The 17,779-nt window shown below is 55.5% G+C and carries 17 protein-coding genes, 1 pseudogene and 1 other annotated feature (1 of these 19 cut by a window edge); of the genes and pseudogenes, 13 read left to right on the forward strand and 5 right to left on the reverse strand.

The window, feature by feature from the left end:
* Nucleotides 1–49 precede the first annotated feature (49 nt).
* Together radA and nadR are read left to right on the forward strand one after the other, a co-directional pair.
* On the forward strand, nt 50–1,435 hold the full coding sequence (gene radA / locus BFV64_RS02955; RefSeq protein ID WP_014882467.1) for a DNA repair protein RadA: 1,386 nt from the start codon (nt 50–52) through the stop codon (nt 1,433–1,435).
* Between the two features lie 35 nt (nt 1,436–1,470).
* Nucleotides 1,471–2,703: a multifunctional transcriptional regulator/nicotinamide-nucleotide adenylyltransferase/ribosylnicotinamide kinase NadR gene (gene nadR, locus BFV64_RS02960; RefSeq protein WP_006810194.1), complete on the forward strand. Its 1,233-nt coding sequence runs from the start codon at nt 1,471–1,473 to the stop codon at nt 2,701–2,703.
* A gap of 53 nt (nt 2,704–2,756) precedes the next feature.
* Here nadR and BFV64_RS02965 read toward each other — a convergent pair whose 3' ends face one another.
* The gene (locus tag BFV64_RS02965) at nt 2,757–3,758 is read right to left on the reverse strand and encodes a zinc-binding alcohol dehydrogenase family protein (protein WP_069601689.1); all 1,002 of its coding nucleotides are present in this window, start codon (nt 3,756–3,758) and stop codon (nt 2,757–2,759) included.
* Nucleotides 3,759–3,867: 109 nt separating this feature from the next.
* Here BFV64_RS02965 and BFV64_RS02970 point away from each other — a divergent pair, with 109 nt between their 5' ends.
* On the forward strand, nt 3,868–4,767 hold the full coding sequence (locus BFV64_RS02970) for a LysR family transcriptional regulator (RefSeq protein ID WP_045282217.1): 900 nt from the start codon (nt 3,868–3,870) through the stop codon (nt 4,765–4,767).
* Nucleotides 4,768–4,894: 127 nt separating this feature from the next.
* On the opposite strand, the gene ettA is transcribed toward BFV64_RS02970, so the two are convergent.
* Nucleotides 4,895–6,562: an energy-dependent translational throttle protein EttA gene (ettA, locus tag BFV64_RS02975; RefSeq protein WP_014882470.1), complete on the reverse strand. Its 1,668-nt coding sequence runs from the start codon at nt 6,560–6,562 to the stop codon at nt 4,895–4,897.
* 227 nt (nt 6,563–6,789) lie between these two features.
* Here ettA and sltY point away from each other — a divergent pair, with 227 nt between their 5' ends.
* On the forward strand, nt 6,790–8,727 hold the full coding sequence (gene sltY, locus BFV64_RS02980) for a murein transglycosylase (RefSeq protein WP_023332044.1): 1,938 nt from the start codon (nt 6,790–6,792) through the stop codon (nt 8,725–8,727).
* A 55-nt stretch (nt 8,728–8,782) separates the two neighbouring features.
* Complete coding sequence (gene trpR, locus BFV64_RS02985) at nt 8,783–9,109, forward strand: trp operon repressor (RefSeq protein ID WP_014882472.1); 327 nt, start codon at nt 8,783–8,785, stop codon at nt 9,107–9,109.
* On the opposite strand, the gene yjjX is transcribed toward trpR, so the two are convergent.
* Nucleotides 9,106–9,621 carry an inosine/xanthosine triphosphatase gene (yjjX, locus tag BFV64_RS02990; RefSeq protein WP_045134341.1) on the reverse strand — a complete coding sequence of 172 codons (516 nt, stop codon included), beginning with the start codon at nt 9,619–9,621 and terminating at the stop codon, nt 9,106–9,108. The two genes, trpR and yjjX, sit on opposite strands and share 4 nt — an antisense overlap.
* A gap of 50 nt (nt 9,622–9,671) precedes the next feature.
* Here yjjX and gpmB point away from each other — a divergent pair, with 50 nt between their 5' ends.
* Entirely contained in the window at nt 9,672–10,319 is a 648-nt protein-coding gene (gene gpmB, locus BFV64_RS02995) for a 2,3-diphosphoglycerate-dependent phosphoglycerate mutase GpmB (protein ID WP_014882474.1), read from the forward strand.
* On the opposite strand, the gene robA is transcribed toward gpmB, so the two are convergent.
* Nucleotides 10,316–11,185: an MDR efflux pump AcrAB transcriptional activator RobA gene (robA, locus tag BFV64_RS03000; protein ID WP_023336739.1), complete on the reverse strand. Its 870-nt coding sequence runs from the start codon at nt 11,183–11,185 to the stop codon at nt 10,316–10,318. The genes gpmB and robA overlap by 4 nt on opposite strands.
* A gap of 211 nt (nt 11,186–11,396) precedes the next feature.
* Here robA and creA point away from each other — a divergent pair, with 211 nt between their 5' ends.
* From creA to creD, 4 genes and pseudogenes are all read left to right on the forward strand, one after another.
* Nucleotides 11,397–11,867 carry a protein CreA gene (gene creA / locus BFV64_RS03005; RefSeq protein ID WP_014882476.1) on the forward strand — a complete coding sequence of 157 codons (471 nt, stop codon included), beginning with the start codon at nt 11,397–11,399 and terminating at the stop codon, nt 11,865–11,867.
* A gap of 14 nt (nt 11,868–11,881) precedes the next feature.
* A complete protein-coding gene (gene creB, locus BFV64_RS03010) occupies nt 11,882–12,571 on the forward strand; it encodes a two-component system response regulator CreB (RefSeq protein WP_047626591.1) in 690 nt (229 codons plus the stop codon).
* A pseudogene (gene creC / locus BFV64_RS03015) lies at nt 12,571–13,995 on the forward strand (two-component system sensor histidine kinase CreC). The gene creB and the pseudogene creC overlap by 1 nt, the downstream one beginning before the upstream one ends.
* Nucleotides 13,996–14,051: 56 nt before the next feature.
* Entirely contained in the window at nt 14,052–15,404 is a 1,353-nt protein-coding gene (gene creD / locus BFV64_RS03020) for a cell envelope integrity protein CreD (RefSeq protein WP_069601690.1), read from the forward strand.
* Nucleotides 15,405–15,453: 49 nt separating this feature from the next.
* Here the strand turns inward: creD and arcA are convergent, their stop codons facing one another.
* Entirely contained in the window at nt 15,454–16,170 is a 717-nt protein-coding gene (gene arcA, locus BFV64_RS03025; protein WP_003856501.1) for a two-component system response regulator ArcA, read from the reverse strand.
* Nucleotides 16,171–16,265: 95 nt separating this feature from the next.
* On the opposite strand from arcA, the gene yjjY reads away from it, so the two are divergent.
* The 3 genes from yjjY to thrL all read left to right on the forward strand — a co-directional run bounded on the left by yjjY (nt 16,266) and on the right by thrL (nt 17,772).
* Nucleotides 16,266–16,406, forward strand: a complete 141-nt coding sequence (yjjY, locus tag BFV64_RS25205) for a YjjY family protein (RefSeq protein WP_085928893.1) — start codon at nt 16,266–16,268, stop codon at nt 16,404–16,406.
* Between the two features lie 399 nt (nt 16,407–16,805).
* The gene (locus tag BFV64_RS03030; protein ID WP_023336742.1) at nt 16,806–17,492 is read left to right on the forward strand and encodes a tRNA/rRNA methyltransferase; all 687 of its coding nucleotides are present in this window, start codon (nt 16,806–16,808) and stop codon (nt 17,490–17,492) included.
* 211 nt (nt 17,493–17,703) lie between these two features.
* Nucleotides 17,704–17,772 (forward strand): thr operon leader peptide, encoded by a 69-nt coding sequence (gene thrL / locus BFV64_RS23965; RefSeq protein ID WP_015572623.1) that lies wholly within the window; start codon nt 17,704–17,706, stop codon nt 17,770–17,772.
* Nucleotides 17,711–17,779: a sequence feature (Thr leader region), on the forward strand (it continues 49 nt past the right edge of the window). It overlaps the preceding gene by 62 nt.

Here is a 17,779-nt window from a genome sequence, read left to right on the forward strand (position 1 = left end):
CGTAAGCGCTACCCGGCACGCAGTCCGCACAGAAATAACGAGGTACACCGTGGCGAAAGCTCCAAAACGCGCATTTGTCTGTAATGAATGTGGTGCGGATTATCCGCGCTGGCAGGGGCAATGCAGCGCCTGTCATGCCTGGAACACCATCACCGAAGTGCGTGGTGTGGCGGCTTCGCCGAGTGTGGCCCGCAATGAACGCCTGAGCGGCTATGCGGGCAATGCAGGCGTGTCGAAGGTGCAAAAGCTTTCAGACATCAGCCTGGAAGCGTTACCGCGCTTCTCCACCGGGTTCAAAGAGTTTGACCGCGTGCTCGGCGGCGGCGTGGTGCCGGGCAGTGCGATTCTGATCGGCGGTAACCCCGGGGCGGGTAAATCGACCCTGCTGCTGCAAACGCTTTGCAAGCTCGCCGAGCAGATGAAAACCCTGTACGTCACGGGGGAAGAATCACTCCAGCAGGTGGCGATGCGTGCGCACCGCCTGGGCCTGCCAACCGGCAACCTGAATATGCTGTCGGAAACCAGCATTGAGCAGATCTGCATGATCGCCGAAGAAGAGCAGCCGAAGCTGATGGTGATCGACTCCATTCAGGTGATGCACATGGCGGACATTCAGTCCTCGCCGGGCAGCGTGGCGCAGGTGCGCGAAACCGCGGCCTACCTGACACGCTTCGCCAAAACGCGCGGCGTGGCGATTGTGATGGTCGGCCATGTGACGAAAGACGGTTCCCTGGCCGGGCCAAAAGTGCTCGAACACTGTATCGACTGCTCGGTGATGCTCGACGGCGACGCGGATTCCCGCTTCCGCACCCTGCGCAGCCATAAAAACCGTTTCGGCGCGGTGAATGAATTAGGTGTTTTTGCCATGACGGAGCAGGGGCTGCGTGAGGTCAGCAACCCGTCGGCCATCTTCCTGAGCCGTGGCGACGAAGTCACCTCCGGCAGTTCGGTCATGGTGCTGTGGGAAGGAACACGCCCGCTGCTGGTTGAAATCCAGGCGCTGGTGGATCACTCGATGATGGGCAACCCGCGTCGCGTGGCGGTGGGTCTGGAACAGAACCGTCTGGCGATCCTGCTGGCGGTGCTGCACCGTCACGGTGGTCTGCAGATGGCGGATCAGGACGTCTTCGTGAACGTTGTGGGCGGGGTGAAGGTCTCGGAAACCAGCGCGGACCTGGCGTTGCTGCTGGCGATGGTCTCCAGCCTGCGCGACAGACCGCTGCCGCAGGATCTGGTGGTGTTTGGCGAGGTTGGCCTGGCAGGAGAGATCCGTCCGGTGCCGAGCGGCCAGGAGCGTATCTCTGAAGCGGCAAAACACGGCTTCCGCCGCGCGATTGTGCCCGCCGCTAACGTGCCGAAAAAAATCCCCGAAGGGATGCAGGTTTTTGGCGTTAAGAAACTCGCAGATGCGTTAAATGTCTTTGACGACTTATAATTACGTATTCGATTTTGCAGGAGGCACCGTAATTTATGTCATCATTTGACTACATCAAAACCGCAATCCGCCAGAAAGGCTGCACGTTGCAGCAGGTGGCGGACGCCAGCGGTATGACCAAAGGCTATTTAAGCCAGCTGCTGAACGCCAAAATCAAAAGCCCCAGCGCGCAGAAGCTCGAAGCGCTGCACCGTTTCCTGGGACTTGAATTTCCCCGTATGCAAAAGAACATCGGCGTGGTGTTTGGCAAGTTTTACCCGCTGCATACTGGTCACATCTACCTGATTCAGCGCGCCTGTAGCCAGGTGGACGAGCTGCACATCATTATGGGGTACGATGAAACCCGTGACCGCCAGTTGTTCGAGGACAGCGCCATGTCGCAGCAGCCGACGGTGCCTGACCGCCTGCGCTGGCTGCTCCAGACCTTTAAGTATCAGAAAAACATTCGCATTCATGCTTTTAACGAAGAGGGCATGGAGCCCTATCCGCACGGCTGGGACGTGTGGAGCAACGGCATCAAAGCGTTTATGGAAGAGAAGGGCATTGCGCCTAACTGGATCTACACCTCTGAAGAGTCCGATGCGCCGCAGTTCCGCGAGCATCTGGGCATCGAGACGGTGCTGATCGATCCGAAACGGACCTTCATGAACATCAGCGGGGCGCAGATCCGCGAAAACCCGTTCCGCTACTGGGATTATATCCCGACCGAGGTAAAGCCCTTCTTTGTACGTACCGTTGCGATCCTGGGCGGTGAGTCGAGCGGAAAATCCACTCTCGTTAATAAGCTGGCGAATATCTTCAACACGACCAGTGCGTGGGAGTATGGCCGCGATTACGTTTTCTCGCACCTCGGCGGTGACGAGATGGCGCTGCAGTATTCCGACTACGATAAAATCGCGCTCGGACACGCCCAGTACATTGATTTTGCGGTCAAATATGCCAACAAAGTGGCGTTTATTGATACCGATTTCGTCACCACGCAGGCGTTCTGTAAAAAGTACGAAGGGCGCGAGCACCCGTTCGTGCAGGCGCTGATTGACGAATACCGCTTTGACCTGGTGATCCTGCTGGAAAACAACACGCCATGGGTCGCTGATGGCATGCGTAGTCTCGGCAGCTCAGTAGACAGGCGCGAGTTCCAGTCCATGCTGGTGGAGATGCTCAACGAAAACAACGTTGAGTTTGTGCATGTTGAAGAGTCGGACTACGACTCCCGTTTCCTGCGCTGCGTCGAGCTGGTGAAGGAGATGATGGGGGAGCAGGGTTAATCTTACCCCTCACCCTAACCCTCTCCCCAAAGGGGAGAGGGAACGATTACCCCTCAGAACGCAACCACCACTTTCCCTCGCATATGTCCCTCCAGCACTTTGCGGTGCGCCTCGGTAATGCTTTCCACGCTCAGTCCGTGAAGCGTTTCGCTGAGCGAGCTTTCCACCACGCCGTTGTCCACCAGCTTTGCAACCTCGTTTAAGATCTCGCCCTGACGCGCCATATCAGCGGTCTGGTACATGCTGCGGGTGTACATAAACTCCCAGTGCAGGGCGGCGGATTTCGATTTCAGCTTATCCTGGTTCAGCGGATGCACGTTCTCAACGATGGAGCAGATGTGCCCCTGCGGTGCGATCAGTTCGCTGACGGCATCCCAGTGGCCGTCGGTGTCATTGAGGATGAAAATGTAATCCACATAAGTGATACCCTGTTTTGCCAGCTCACCTTTCAGGTCGCGGTAGTTCACGACCCGATCCGCACCGCGCTCGCGGCACCACCGGGCGGAATCTTCTCTTGATGCTGTCGCGATGATGTTCACCTTGCTGTTGTGCTTTGCAAACGGGATCGCCAGCGAGCCCACGCCGCCCGCGCCGCCAATAATCAACAGCGTTTTATCCGCGTCCGCATCCTGAATGTTCAGCCGTTCGAACAACCCTTCCCAGGCGGTCAGCGCGGTCAACGGCAATGCGGCTGCTGCCGCCCAGCCAAGGCTGGCAGGTTTGTGCCCGACAATACGCGCATCGATCAGCTGATGGGTGGTATTGCTGCCCGGACGAGTGATATCCCCCGCGTACCACACTTCGTCACCGGGTTTAAATCCCGTAACGGCCGTTCCCACGGCTGTTACGATACCGCTGGCATCCCACCCGAGAATGCGCGGCTCGTTCAGCCCGTTTTTGACAATGCCTGCATGCACCTTGGTGTCGACCGGGTTAACAGACACGGCTTTCACTTCGACAAGCAGATCGTGCTCGCCGGGCTGCGGCATCGGCGGGGCGATTTCAATGAACGTGCCGGGATTCGCAGGATTAACGGCAATGGCTTTAACTGACATGGATGGACTCCTCAATGGCATGCGTTTTGTTGAGGCTAGTCTATTAAGTGGTCAGCTGCATGATAAGATGGACAATCAAGAACGAAGTGTTCTCACAGGATGAACAATCATGTTTAAACAGCTTCAGGATATGGCGCTGTTTGCGCTGGTGGCCGAGATGGGCAGCTTTACTGCTGCGGCACAGAAGGCTGAACTGCCAAAATCCAGCGTCAGCCAGCGAATAAGCCAGCTGGAGCAGCAGGTAGGAATACGCCTGCTCAACCGCACGACGCGCAGAATCAGCCTGACTTTTGCAGGCGAGCATTATCTGGTGCACTGTCGCGAAATGCTGGCGGCCAGCGAGCGGGCGGAGTATGCCATTCAGCGGCTACGCGAAAACCCGAGCGGGCGGCTGCGCATCACCTGCCCGGCGGGGATTGGTGCGACGCTGCTGGCGCATATGAATGCCGAATTCCAGCTTCGCTATCCTGACGTGTCGCTGGACGTGTCGATCTCTGATGATGTGGTGGATCTGGTCGAGTCCGGCTTTGACGTGGCGCTGCGTACCGGTAAGCCGCAGGACTCCTCCCTGATTGGCCGGATGATCGGACATTGTCCGCGCTATATGCTGGCTTCACCCGACTATCTGGTGCGTCGGGAGCCGTTAATCCATCCCCGCCAGCTGGTGGAGCACCGCTGCATTACCCACAAAGCCTGGTCTGAGTGGCTGCTGCGAAGCGAGAGTGAGGATTACCGCTACCTGCCGGATAACGCGCACATGACCGATAATCTGGTCTACGCCCGTGAATGTGCGATTGCTGGCGCCGGGATCACGCTATTACCCGCCTTTCTTCTGGAAGATAAGATTGAGACAGGGGCGCTGGTGAAGGTGCTGCCGGAGTGGAACGTCGAGGGGAATGATTTGTGGCTGGCTTATCCGAGCCGCAAGCTGAACTCGCCTGCGCTGATGAGCTATATCGACTTTGCGATACAGTTTGACGAGGTGAAGCGGTATTACGTGGACAAATAAAAAAGCCGGGTGGCGCTGACGCTTACCCGGCCTACGAACTGTGCGGCCTGATGCCCTCACCCTGGCCCTCTCCCACGGGGAGAGGGAACAAATACTATAAACGGCAACCGAAGTTGCCGTTTTGCTTTTATTTCGCAATACGCTTGTACTTAATACGCTTCGGCTCCAGCGCGTCAGCGCCCAGCGTGCGTTTCTTGTACTCTTCGTATTCGGTGAAGTTACCTTCGAAGAACTCCACTTTCCCTTCATCCTGGTAGTCCAGAATGTGGGTCGCGATACGGTCAAGGAACCAACGGTCGTGCGAGATAACCATCGCGCAGCCCGGGAACTCCAGCAGGGCGTTTTCCAGCGCGCGCAGGGTTTCGATGTCCAGGTCGTTGGTCGGTTCATCGAGCAGCAGTACGTTACCGCCAACCTGCAGCAGCTTCGCCAGGTGCAGACGACCACGCTCACCGCCGGACAGCTCGCCCACGCGTTTTCCCTGGTCGGTGCCTTTGAAGTTGAAGCGGCCAACGTAAGCGCGGCTTGGCATCTCGGTGTTGCCGATACGCATAATATCCAGACCGCCGGACACTTCTTCCCACACGGTTTTGCTGTTATCCATCGCGTCACGGAACTGATCAACGGACGCCAGCTTCACGGTTTCACCCAGGGTGATAGAGCCACTGTCAGGCTGCTCCTGACCGGACATCATGCGGAACAGCGTCGATTTACCCGCGCCGTTCGGACCGATGATCCCGACGATAGCCCCTTTTGGTACGGAGAAGGTCAGATCGTCAATCAGCAGGCGATCGCCGTATGACTTACGCAGATTGGTGACTTCAACCACTTTATCCCCCAGACGTGCTCCAGGCGGAATAAACAGTTCGTTGGTCTCGTTACGTTTCTGGTATTCGGTGTTGTTCAGCTCTTCAAAGCGTGCCAGACGGGCTTTGCCCTTAGACTGACGGCCTTTAGCGCCCTGACGAACCCACTCCAGTTCTTTCTCGATAGACTTACGACGCGCGGCTTCCTGAGAAGCTTCCTGCGCCAGACGCTGATCTTTCTGCTCCAGCCAGGAGGAGTAGTTACCTTCCCATGGAATACCTTCACCACGGTCCAGCTCCAGGATCCAGCCTGCGACGTTGTCGAGGAAGTAACGGTCGTGGGTAATTGCCACCACGGTGCCTTCGAAGTCGTGCAGGAAGCGTTCCAGCCACGCCACGGATTCCGCATCCAGGTGGTTGGTGGGTTCGTCGAGCAGCAGCATGTCTGGTTTTTCCAGCAGCAGGCGGCACAGCGCTACGCGGCGGCGTTCACCCCCGGAAAGATTGGCGATTTTCGCATCCCAGTCCGGCAGGCGCAGGGCATCGGCCGCGCGCTCCAGCTGCACGTTCAGGTTATGACCGTCGTGCGCCTGGATAATCTCTTCAAACTTGCCCTGCTGAGCGGCCAGCTTGTCGAAGTCTGCATCCGGCTCGGCGTATTTGGCATACACTTCATCCAGACCTTTCAGGGCGTTAACCACTTCGGAAACCGCTTCTTCAACGGATTCACGAACGGTGTGTTCCGGGTTCAGCTGAGGTTCCTGCGGCAGGTAGCCGATCTTGATGCCAGGCTGCGGACGGGCTTCACCTTCGATGTCTGTATCGATGCCGGCCATGATGCGCAGCAGGGTGGACTTACCGGCACCGTTGAGACCCAGAACACCAATTTTTGCGCCCGGGAAGAAGCTCAGCGAGATATTTTTAAGAATATGACGTTTCGGCGGGACAACTTTGCCGACACGATGCATGGTATAAACGAATTGAGCCACGTTGGACTTCGCCTCTTTTATCGTAATGAGAAGGAATTTCAGCCTCGAAGTGTAGCCTTTTTCACGCCCTAATCCCAGCCAGGAACGTCGGGAGTGTTAAAACGCGCAAGAAAGGTAAAAAAGTGTCCATAACGTGGCGCGTTGCAGGATGCCTGGTTAGCATAAGTTGGTGTGACTTTGACGTGGCAAGACGCTGCAATTGACGAAAAAACAATGAGGAAGAGCTTGTGGAAAAAGCCAAACAGGTGGTCTGGCGTCTGCTGGCTGCCAGCGTATGCGTAATGGCGGTAAGCCAGGCGGTGCATGCCGATTCACTGGATGAACAACGTAATCGCTACGCCCAGATTAAACAGGCGTGGGACAATAAGCAGATGGATACCGTGCAGGCGCTGATGCCGACGCTGAAGGATTATCCGCTGTATCCGTATCTGGAGTATCGCCAGATCACTGACGATCTCATGAACCAGCCGACCGTCACTGTGAATAATTTCATTCAGGCGAACCCGACCCTGCCGCCTGCGCGAACCCTGCAATCTCGTTTTGTGAATGAACTGGCGCGTCGCGAAGACTGGCGCGGGCTGCTGGCGTTTAGCCCCGATAAGCCGAATACCACCGAAGCGCAGTGTAACTACTACTATGCGAAATGGGCGACCGGACAGCAGGAAGAGGCCTGGGCCGGGGCGAAGGATCTTTGGCTGACCGGCAAAAGCCAGCCGAATGCCTGTGATTCGCTGTTTGGCGCGTGGCGAGCCTCCGGCAAACAGGATCCGCTGGCCTATCTTGAGCGTATTCGCCTGGCGATGAAAGCCGGCAACACGCGCCTGGTGACCGCGCTGGCGGGGCAGATGCCTTCCGATTATCAGACGATCTCTACGGCCGTTATCGCGCTGGCAAACGATCCGAACAGCGTCCTGACCTTTGCCCGCAGCACGGGCGCGACCGACTTTACCCGTCAGATGGCGGCGGTGGCTTTTGCCAGCGTGGCGCGCGACGATGTGGAAAACGCCCGGCTGATGATCCCGCAGCTGGTGCAGGCGCAGCAGCTGAATGACGATCAAACCCAGGAGCTGCGTGACATCGTGGCGTGGCGACTGATGGGCACGGATGTGACCGACGAACAGGCACGCTGGCGAGATGATGCCATTATGCGTTCGAACTCCACGTCGCTGGTGGAGCGCCGCGTGCGCATGGCGCTGGGCACCGGCGATCGCCGGGGGCTGAATACCTGGCTCGCACGTTTGCCGATGGACGCCAAAGAGAAAGATGAATGGCGCTACTGGCAGGCCGATCTGCTGATGGAGCGCGGTCGTGATGATGAAGCCAAAGAGATCCTCCACGGCCTGATGCAGCAGCGCGGCTTCTACCCGATGGTGGCCGCGCAGCGCCTGGGCGAGGAGTATACCTTCCGCATTGATAAAGCACCCGCGAATGCGAACCCGGCGCTGACGCAGGGGCCAGAGATGGCGCGCGTGCGCGAGCTGATGTACTGGAATATGGACAATACCGCGCGCAGCGAGTGGGCGAATCTGGTAACCAGTCGCACCACCGACGAGAAAGCCCAGCTTGCCCGCTATGCGTTTGATAACCACTGGTGGGATCTGAGCGTGCAGGCGACGATCGCCGGTAAGCTTTGGGATCATCTTGAAGAGCGTTTCCCGCTGGCGTACAACGATCTTTTCGAACGCTACACCAGCGGCAAAGATATCCCGCAAAGTTACGCGATGGCGATTGCCCGTCAGGAGAGTGCCTGGAATCCGAAAGTCCGCTCCCCGGTGGGGGCCAGCGGTCTGATGCAAATTATGCCGGGAACGGCGACCCATACGGTGAAGATGTTTAACATTCCCGGGTACAGTAGCCCCTCACAGCTTCTCGATCCGGATACCAACATCAACATCGGTACCAGCTATCTGCAGTATGTTTATCAGCAGTTTGGCAATAACCGCATTTTCTCGTCGGCGGCGTATAACGCGGGGCCGGGGCGCGTGCGTACCTGGCTCGGCAACAGCGCCGGACGCATCGATGCCGTGGCGTTTGTGGAGAGCATTCCGTTCTCAGAAACGCGCGGTTATGTGAAGAACGTGCTGGCGTACGATGCTTACTATCGCTACTTCATGGGGCAGAAAGATACCCTGATGAGCGATGCCGAGTGGCAGAGACGTTACTGATCGGCGTGGGTTGTGTTATGCTGTACTCGCTAATGAGTACAAGAGGCAGCATAACATGACCCAGCATTCCCCGTATTCCTCGGCAATGGCCGAACAGCGTCACCAGGAGTGGCTTCGTTTTGTGGAGCTGCTTCGCCAGTCTTACGATCAGGATTTGCACTTACCTCTTATGCAGCTGATGCTGACCCCAGACGAGCGTGAAGCGCTGGGCACGCGCGTGCGGATCATTGAAGAGCTACTGCGCGGTGAGATGAGCCAGCGTGAGCTGAAAAATGAGCTGGGCGCGGGCATCGCGACGATCACCCGCGGCTCGAACAGCCTGAAGTCTGCGCCGGTCGAGCTGCGCCAGTGGCTGGAAGCGGTGTTGTTGAAAAATACCTAACGATAAATCGCGTTATGGAACGGGCTTAACGCCAAAATCACCGCCTGGTGGTAAACGCCTGAACGCGTGAGCTTGCCCGCAGTAAAGACGCCAATCGCCCCTTCTTTGCGCCCAATCTCATCAATGCCGGTGTACTGTGACATCACCGGCCCGAGCGCTTCGCCTTCGCGCACTTTGTTCAGAATGATCTCTGGCAGCGGCAGGGTGGCAGAACGCGCTTCACCGCGCTGCTCTCGGCTTTCTATCACTACCCAGCTAAAGGTGGCACCTTCGTCGATCCCGGCTTCAATGGCGACCCAGAAGTCCGCCTTTGGGGCCGCGGCTTTAGCATTTGCCACGCGATTTCGTGCGCCAGCGCGCGTTTCCTCGCTGCCAAACGGCTGTTCAGGTACGCCACTCTCGACGCCGATGGCTTCGATATGGCAGGATCCTTCGCCGAAAATCTCTTCAAAAGCCTTTAGAATTGCCTGAATTTTGGCAGGATTGGTGGTAGCAGAGACAACATGGTGCATAATTAAGCTCGATTCAAAAAAAACTCATCGCAGTATAACGGAAAAAAAGCATGTTACAGGTATACCTTGTTCGCCACGGTGAGACGCAGTGGAACGCCGAGCGACGTATTCAAGGCCAGTCAGACAGTCCTCTCACTGAGAAGGGGATCCAGCAAGCGTGGCAGGTGGCAGAGCGTGCCAGGACGCTAGGCATTACCCACGTGATCACCAGCGATTTAGGTCGCACGCAGCAGACTGCGCGCATCATCGCAGATGCCTGCGGCTGTGACGTGATGCTTGAGCCGCGTCTGCGCGAGCTGGATATGGGCGTGCTGGAAAAACGCCATATCGATACGCTGACCGAAACGGAAGAGGGCTGGCGTCGTACGCTGGTCAACGGTACCGAAGATGGCCGCATCCCTGAGGGGGAATCCATGCAAGAGCTGAGCGTGCGTATGCATGCCGCACTGGCGGAATGTCTGAAGCTTCCGGCAGGTAGCCGTCCGCTGCTGGTGAGTCACGGTATTGCGCTGGGCTGCCTGGTGAGCACCATTCTGGGATTACCGGCTTATGCTGAACGTCGTCTGCGTCTGCGCAACTGCTCTATTTCCCGAATTGATTATCAGGAAAGTGCGTGGCTGGCGTCGGGTTGGGTCGTGGAGATGGCAGGGGACATTTCGCATCTCGATGCCCCTGCGCTTGATGAACTGCAGCGTTAACGACGTATCGGAATTAAGAATTCCATCCGCAGATTGATTGGGCCTTCTTCCGGTTTCGCATCCTGCGCCGGGTAGTAGCGCTCAATGTCCTGACCTTTACGGCGATTCAGATTCAGCATCGGCATGCAGGTCCCGTAAACGGTCAGGATGAACTCCTGAACGCCCGTTCCCAGTCCTTCATACGAGAACATCACGTATTCGCCGCCTTCCAGCACGACCGGTTTAGACCCCTGAATATAACCATTTGCCATCTCTGGCGTCAGCGCGGTGGTGTAGAACACCTCCTGCTCGTCGTCTTTTTCCTGGCTTGGGTGCGTTTCGTTGAGACCATAGAGGATCGGTGGGATCGCTGGCGCATGACTCAGGAAGTCGCGCCAGAACTGGACACGCATCTGATGACGGAACTCAGAAATCTGCTCAAGAGAACAGGAGTAGCTCTGGGTCGTACCGATCAGATGGGTTTCCGGCAGCGTGACAATTTCGTATTTCGGCATGGCGAACTCGCCCAGACGCAGCGGCGGACGCATACCAAACGAGCTCCAGTCTGGCGAGCGGCGATAGAGCGCTGGCGTCAACGAGAACTGTTTTTTAAACGCACGGGTGAAGGTCTGCTGCGAATCAAAACGATACTGCAAGGCAATATCCAGAATGGGCCGCGCGGTCAGGCGCAATGCCACCGCAGACTTGGACAAACGACGTGCGCGAATATAGGCCCCGATAGCATGACCGGTGACATCCTTGAACATCCTTTGCAGATGCCACTTGGAATAGCCTGCTTTAGCCGCCACATTATCCAGTGACAAAGGCTGGTCGAGATGACCTTCCAGCCAGGTGAGCAGGTCGCGAATAATTCCAGCCTGATCCATATACTATCCTCATCCTTAAAACAGCAGGTGCCTGATAACAGGTTAGCGGATAATAGCATTTTTTGATGTTTTAGCATTCAGTGTTTTTTTTGCGCATTAATGCCTTTTCTCCCCCGTTTTGGGCGAATATATTCTAATCCTGTGATCTTGCTACATTTTTGTCTAAAGTGTTGAATAATCGCTCAATGCAATTTTAAAGAATGGTAACAATATGAAATACAAGACTTTGCTTCTTACCGCTCTGTTGCTGGTTGCTGGCCGTGCGGCGCAGGCGGAACAGATTGGATCTGTAGATACCGTGTTCAAAATGTTTGGCCCGGACCACAAAATTGTGGTGGAGGCGTTTGACGATCCAGATGTGAAAAACGTCACCTGCTACGTCAGCCGTGCGAAGACGGGCGGTATTAAAGGCGGTCTGGGGCTGGCGGAAGATACCTCCGATGCGGCGATCTCCTGCCAGCAGGTGGGGCCAGTTGAGCTGAGCGATAAAATTAAAAACGGTAAAGCGCAGGGTGACGTGGTGTTCCAGAAACGGACGTCGCTGGTGTTCAAAAAGCTGCAGGTAGTGCGTTTCTATGATGCGAAGCGCAATACGCTGGCTTATCTTGCCTATTCCGACAAAGTGGTGGAAGGCTCGCCGAAAAACGCCATCAGCGCCGTGCCGATTATGCCATGGCATTAATTCAGGGATGAACCATGCAACAACCTGTGGTCTGGCTGGTTGAAGACGAAACCAGTATCGCCGATACGCTTATCTACATGCTTCAGCAGGAAGGCTTTGCGGTAAAGGCGTTTGAGCGCGGTTTACCGATGCTGGAGGAGGCGCGGCGGCAGATCCCGGCGCTCGCCATTCTGGATGTTGGGCTGCCGGACATCAGCGGTTTTGAACTCTGCCGCCAGCTGCTGGCGCAGCATCCGTCACTTCCGGTGCTGTTTCTCACGGCACGCAGTGATGAAGTGGATAAACTCCTCGGGCTGGAAATGGGCGCCGACGACTACGTCGCCAAGCCTTTTTCTCCGCGAGAGGTTTGCGCCCGGGTAAGGACAATTTTACGGCGGATGCAAAAATCCGCCGCGCCAGCAGAAACGATGCGTATCGGGCAATTTGAGCTAAATGAACCTGCCGCCCGAATAAGCTGGTGCGGTGAAGTTTTACCCCTGACCCGCTACGAGTTCTTGCTGCTCAAAACCTTTTTACAGGCCCCCGGGCGGGTATTTTCGCGCCAGCAGCTGATGGACAAGGTATGGGGTGAAGACGGCGACAGCTTCGATCGTACCGTGGATACCCATATCAAAACCCTGCGCGCCAAGCTGCGGGCGGTGAACGATGAACAGTCTCCCATCAGTACCCATCGGGGTATGGGCTACAGTCTGGGCCTTTACTGATGCGCATTGGGATGCGGTTGTTGCTGGGATATTTCCTGATCGTGGGCATCGCCGCGTGGTTTGTGCTGTCGATTTTTGTTCAGGAAGTGAAGCCCGGCGTGCGCAGGGCCACCGAGGGGACGTTGATCGATACCGCGACCTTGCTTGCCGAAATCGGGCGCGACGATCTTCTTTCGGGGAATGCGCAGCAGGGCAAACTGGCGCAGGCCTTTTCACAGCTCCATCAGCGGCCTTTCCGCGCCAACCTCGGCGGCATCTATAAGGTGCGTAACGAGTATCACGTCTATATGACCGATGCGCAGGGCAGAGTGGTGTTTGATTCCGCCGGTCTGGCCGTGGGGCAAGATTACTCGCGCTGGAACGATGTCTGGCTGACGCTTCGCGGTAAATACGGCGCGCGCAGCACTCAGAGCAATCCAGACGATCCTGAGAGTACGGTGATGTATGTTGCCGCGCCGGTTGTGGAGCAGGGTAAGATTATCGGCGTGCTGTCGGTCGGGAAACCGAACAGCGCGATGGCACCGGTTATCCACCGCAGCGAGCGGCGGATCCTCTGGGCGGGTGGCGCGTTGCTCGGCATTGCCTTGCTGATCGGTCTTCTTGTCGCCTGGTGGATCAATCGTTCTATCAGTACGTTATCGCGCTATGCCGATTCGGTGACCACCGACACGCATCTCCCGCTACCTAATCCGGGCAGCAGCGAATTGCACAAGCTTGCCCAGGCGCTGGAGAATATGCGCATTCGTCTCTAAGGGAAAAATTACATTGAACGCTATGTCCATGCGCTCACCCACGAGCTGAAAAGCCCGATGGCGGCCATACGCGGCGCGGCGGAAATCCTTGCCGAGCAGCCGCCGCCGCAGGTGGCAGCACGCTTTATTGATAACATTCTGGTACAAAACGCACGCATGCAGTCGCTGGTTGAAAAACTGCTCGCGCAGGCGCGGCTTGAAAATCGGGTCGAGATTACGCCGGAGGTCATCCGGGTCAATTCACTGTTTACGCGGCTTGCTGACGCGCGCTCGGCCCTGCTATCGGCAAAAGCGATTGTGCTGACTATCCAGCCTGTTCCGTTTAATGTTGAAGGCGATCCCGATCTCCTCGAACAGGCGCTAGGCAATTTGCTGGATAACGCCATCGATTTTACGCCTCAGGGCGGAACTATTGAACTGGCGGCCCGGGAAGAGCAGGGGCAGATACAGCTTGTCATCATCGACAGCGGAAGCGGGATCCCGGATTACGCGCTGGATCGTATTTTTGAACGCTTCTATTCCCTTCCGCGCGAGAACGGGCTTAAGAGCAGTGGGCTCGGGCTGGCCTTTGTGCAGGAGGTGGCGCGTCTGCATCAGGGAGAGATTACATTGCGCAATCGTGATGAGGGCGGCGTGATGGCCACGCTGACACTTCACCGTCCCTTCACATAACTTCAAACTGCCCCCACACAGCCTGGTTACGCTCTCTTCATCACAAAGGAGACGTAATGATGAAATCCCCCCTGTTCTGGAAAATAAGCACCCTGCTGGGGTGCATTCTGCTGCTGTTAGTCCCGCTGTTTATGGTAAGTAACCTCATTGCAGAGCGTGAAAGCTACCGTAATGATGTCGAAAATACGCTTCGCCAGAGCACCAGCGGACCGCAAAAACTGGTCGGCCCGCTGATTGCGATTCCGGTGACAGAGATCTTTTACAAGCTAGAGGATGAGAAGAAGGTCGAGTACAAGAAAAGCTATCTGCATTTTATCCTGCCGGAGTCGCTGCTTGTTGAGGGTAACCAGCGCGTTGAGTCCCGAAATATCGGCATCTATGACGGACAGATCTGGAACACCGATCTCAAAATAAAAGCGCAGTTCAGCACCGAAAAAATGACGCAGCTTAAAGGGGAGACGATGACCCTTGGGCAGCCGTTTATCGTTGTTGGAGTGGGCGATGCACGCGGTATTGGCACGGTGAAAGTCTCCAGTATCAACGGCGAGACGCTGAGCGTAGAGCCGGGTTCGGGCGTATCTGGCGCGCTTTCCGGTGTTCATATCCCGCTGACGGATAAAGCGCTGGAGTCAAAAACGTTTGCCATGGAGATGTCGCTGAATCTGGCGGGGGCGGGGAGTTTTGCCGTGGTGCCCGTGGGACGTAACAGCGAAATGGCGCTGAACAGCAACTGGCCGCATCCGGGCTTCATGGGCAACTATCTGCCGGTGAAACACAAAATCGATGATTCAGGTTTTCAGGCGAACTGGCAGAGCAGCTGGTTTGCGAACAACCTTGAGAGCTGGTTCAACGGGAGTGAATCTCCTGCGTGGGAGTCGATCCCGGCTTTTAGCGTCACGGTAGCCACACCTGCCGATCAGTATCAGCTGACTGACCGGGCAATCAAGTATGCTATTTTGCTGATTGCGCTGACGTTTATGGCCTTCTTTGTCTTCGAAACCTTAACCGGGCTGCGCCTGCACCCAATGCAGTATCTGCTGGTGGGGCTGTCGCTGGTGCTGTTCTATCTGGTGCTGCTGGCGCTGTCAGAACACGTCGGCTTTACGCCTGCCTGGGTTGTTGCAAGCCTGGTGGGTGCTGCGATGAACGGGATGTACCTGCAGGCGGTGCTAAAAAGCTGGAAGCGCAGCGGGTTGTTTGTGCTGGCCTTGCTGGGGCTGGACGTGGTGATGTGGTTCCTGCTGCGCTCGGAGGATAGTGCGCTGTTGTTGGGGTCAGCGGTGCTCGCACTGGCACTGTTCGCCGTGATGTACCTGACCCGGCATTTCGACTGGTATTCGCTTTCACAGCCGAAGCGCCCTGAGCCAACCGCAGAGCCCGATAACGACACGATGCGGATCTGGAAATAAAAAAAACGGCGCGAATGCGCCGTTTTTCTTTATTGCATTGACTGCGGGATTACTCCTGCAGGTCTCCGCAGAAACGGTACCCTTCGCCGTGGATTGTGGCGATGATTTCCGGCGTATCAGGCGTAGATTCGAAATGTTTACGAATACGACGGATGGTCACGTCTACGGTACGGTCGTGTGGCTTCAGCTCACGGCCGGTCATTTTCTTCAGCAGTTCTGCACGGGACTGAATTTTGCCCGGGTTTTCGCAGAAGTGCAGCATCGCGCGGAATTCGCTGCGCGGCAGTTTATACTGCTCACCGTTCGGGCTAATCAGCGAACGGCTATTGATATCAAGTTCCCAGCCGTTGAATTTGTAGCTATCGACGCTACGACGCTCTTCACTGACCGTGCCCAGGTTCATGGTGCGGGACAGCAGGTTGCGTGCACGAATGGTTAACTCGCGTGGGTTGAACGGCTTGGTGATGTAGTCATCCGCACCGATTTCCAGGCCAAGAATTTTATCAACTTCGTTGTCACGGCCCGTCAGGAACATTAACGCGACGTTCGCCTGCTCACGCAGTTCGCGCGCCAGAAGAAGCCCGTTTTTGCCCGGCAGGTTGATATCCATGATTACCAGGTTGATATCATTTTCAGAAAGGATCTGATGCATCTCTGCGCCATCGGTCGCTTCAAAGACATCGTAGCCTTCTGCTTCGAAAATGCTCTTTAACGTGTTGCGTGTTACCAACTCGTCTTCAACGATAAGAATGTGCGGGGTCTGCATGTTTGCTACCTAAATTGCCAACTAAATCGAAACAGGAAGTACAAAAGTCCCTGACCTGCCTGATGCATGTCGCAAATTAACATGATCGGCTTAACGTGACTAAAGTACGTAATTGCGTTCTTGATGCACTTTCCATCAACGTCAACAACATCATTAGCTTGGTCTTGGGTACTTTCCCTTTGGACCCGACAGTGTCAAAAACGGCTGTCATCCTAACCATTTTAACAGCAACATAACAGGCTAAGTGACACCAGACACCCAATAAAACTACGCTTCGTTGACATATATCAAGTTCAATTGTAGCACGTTAACAGTTTGATGAAATCATCGTAGCTGAATGCTAGCCTTTGTCACAATTTTTCAATAAACCAACTAGTTGCGGACATTGATATATAAACGAAGCGAATCCAATCAGAATAGGGTATTCATGATGCCATTATCATTATAAAACATAGGGATAATGGTCTTCTGTTAACATTCTAACTGATTGTTCAGACACAAAATAGTTTAGCGTCTTTAATTTGTTGTGAAACGCTATTTCGGTGATTTGTGTTGCAAATTTGTAAATTTGCGCTGCGTAATATGTTGAAGTACATCACATTTTTACCCGCTAACTGATTAAAAAGAGAGCATAAATGCATCTGTCGATTGTACTGGTCGCCCCAGCCAGAGCAGAAAATATAGGCGCTGCGGCGCGTGCCATGAAGACCATGGGTTTTACCGATTTACGTATTGTGGACAGCACTGCGCACCTGGAGCCTGCTGCCCGCTGGGTGGCGCATGGTTCGGGAGATATTCTCGATAATATAACGACTTACGCTACGCTTGCCGACGCACTGCATGACATTTCGTTTACCGTTGCGACCACCGCCCGCAGCCGCGCGAAGTTCCATTACTACGCCACGCCTGCTGAGCTGGTGCCCATGCTGGAAGAGAAAAGCCAGTGGCTTGAGAAAGCGGCGCTGGTGTTTGGCCGCGAAGATTCCGGACTCACTAACGAAGAGCTGGCACTGGCGGATGTTTTGACTGGCGCGCCGATGGTCGCGGATTATCCGTCTCTGAATTTAGGCCAGGCGGTCATGGTCTATTGCTATCAATTAGCATCCTTAATACAAATCCCCCAGCCGCCCGATACAGGAACCGATGAAAACCAGCTGGCTGCCCTTCGCGCTCGCGTGGAGAACTTGCTCTTGCGGCTGGATGTGGCGGACGATCAAAAAATGGCTGACTGGCTACACCAGCGTCTCGGACGACTTGAGCAGCGGGACACGGCAATGTTGCACCGTTTGCTGCACGATATTGAAAAAAAATTAGCCGAGTAAAATGCTGTCATAAGTTTTTACTATGGCGAAATTGTCTGTCATGGAGGGTTGCATTTGGGGGGATCGGATGAAAATAAATCGGCAAACAGCGGGGCGTGAGTCTCTGCGGAATTGTGATCAAATTAAAAATTCATTGACTTAAGGTGCCCGATCCTTTAACCCTAAAAGAATACAGCACAGACAGATAATAATGACAGAGTACACAACATCCATGAAACGCATCAGCATTACCACCATTACTACAACCATCATCATTACCACAGGTAACGATGCGGGCTGACGCGTAC

This window comes from Enterobacter kobei, assembly GCF_001729765.1.
In the GTDB taxonomy this organism is placed as follows: Bacteria; Pseudomonadota; Gammaproteobacteria; order Enterobacterales; family Enterobacteriaceae; genus Enterobacter; species Enterobacter kobei.

Coding starts and splice junctions, on each gene's coding strand:
- creB (WP_047626591.1), top strand. CDS start 11,882: ATGCAACAACCTGTGGTCTGGCTGGTTGAAGACGAAACCAGTATCGCC.
- arcA (WP_003856501.1), bottom strand. CDS start 16,170: ATGCAGACCCCGCACATTCTTATCGTTGAAGACGAGTTGGTAACACGC.
- trpR (WP_014882472.1), top strand. CDS start 8,783: ATGACCCAGCATTCCCCGTATTCCTCGGCAATGGCCGAACAGCGTCAC.
- BFV64_RS02965 (WP_069601689.1), bottom strand. CDS start 3,758: ATGTCAGTTAAAGCCATTGCCGTTAATCCTGCGAATCCCGGCACGTTC.
- robA (WP_023336739.1), bottom strand. CDS start 11,185: ATGGATCAGGCTGGAATTATTCGCGACCTGCTCACCTGGCTGGAAGGT.
- creD (WP_069601690.1), top strand. CDS start 14,052: ATGATGAAATCCCCCCTGTTCTGGAAAATAAGCACCCTGCTGGGGTGC.
- BFV64_RS02970 (WP_045282217.1), top strand. CDS start 3,868: ATGTTTAAACAGCTTCAGGATATGGCGCTGTTTGCGCTGGTGGCCGAG.
- gpmB (WP_014882474.1), top strand. CDS start 9,672: ATGTTACAGGTATACCTTGTTCGCCACGGTGAGACGCAGTGGAACGCC.
- BFV64_RS03030 (WP_023336742.1), top strand. CDS start 16,806: ATGCATCTGTCGATTGTACTGGTCGCCCCAGCCAGAGCAGAAAATATA.
- creA (WP_014882476.1), top strand. CDS start 11,397: ATGAAATACAAGACTTTGCTTCTTACCGCTCTGTTGCTGGTTGCTGGC.
- nadR (WP_006810194.1), top strand. CDS start 1,471: ATGTCATCATTTGACTACATCAAAACCGCAATCCGCCAGAAAGGCTGC.
- yjjX (WP_045134341.1), bottom strand. CDS start 9,621: ATGCACCATGTTGTCTCTGCTACCACCAATCCTGCCAAAATTCAGGCA.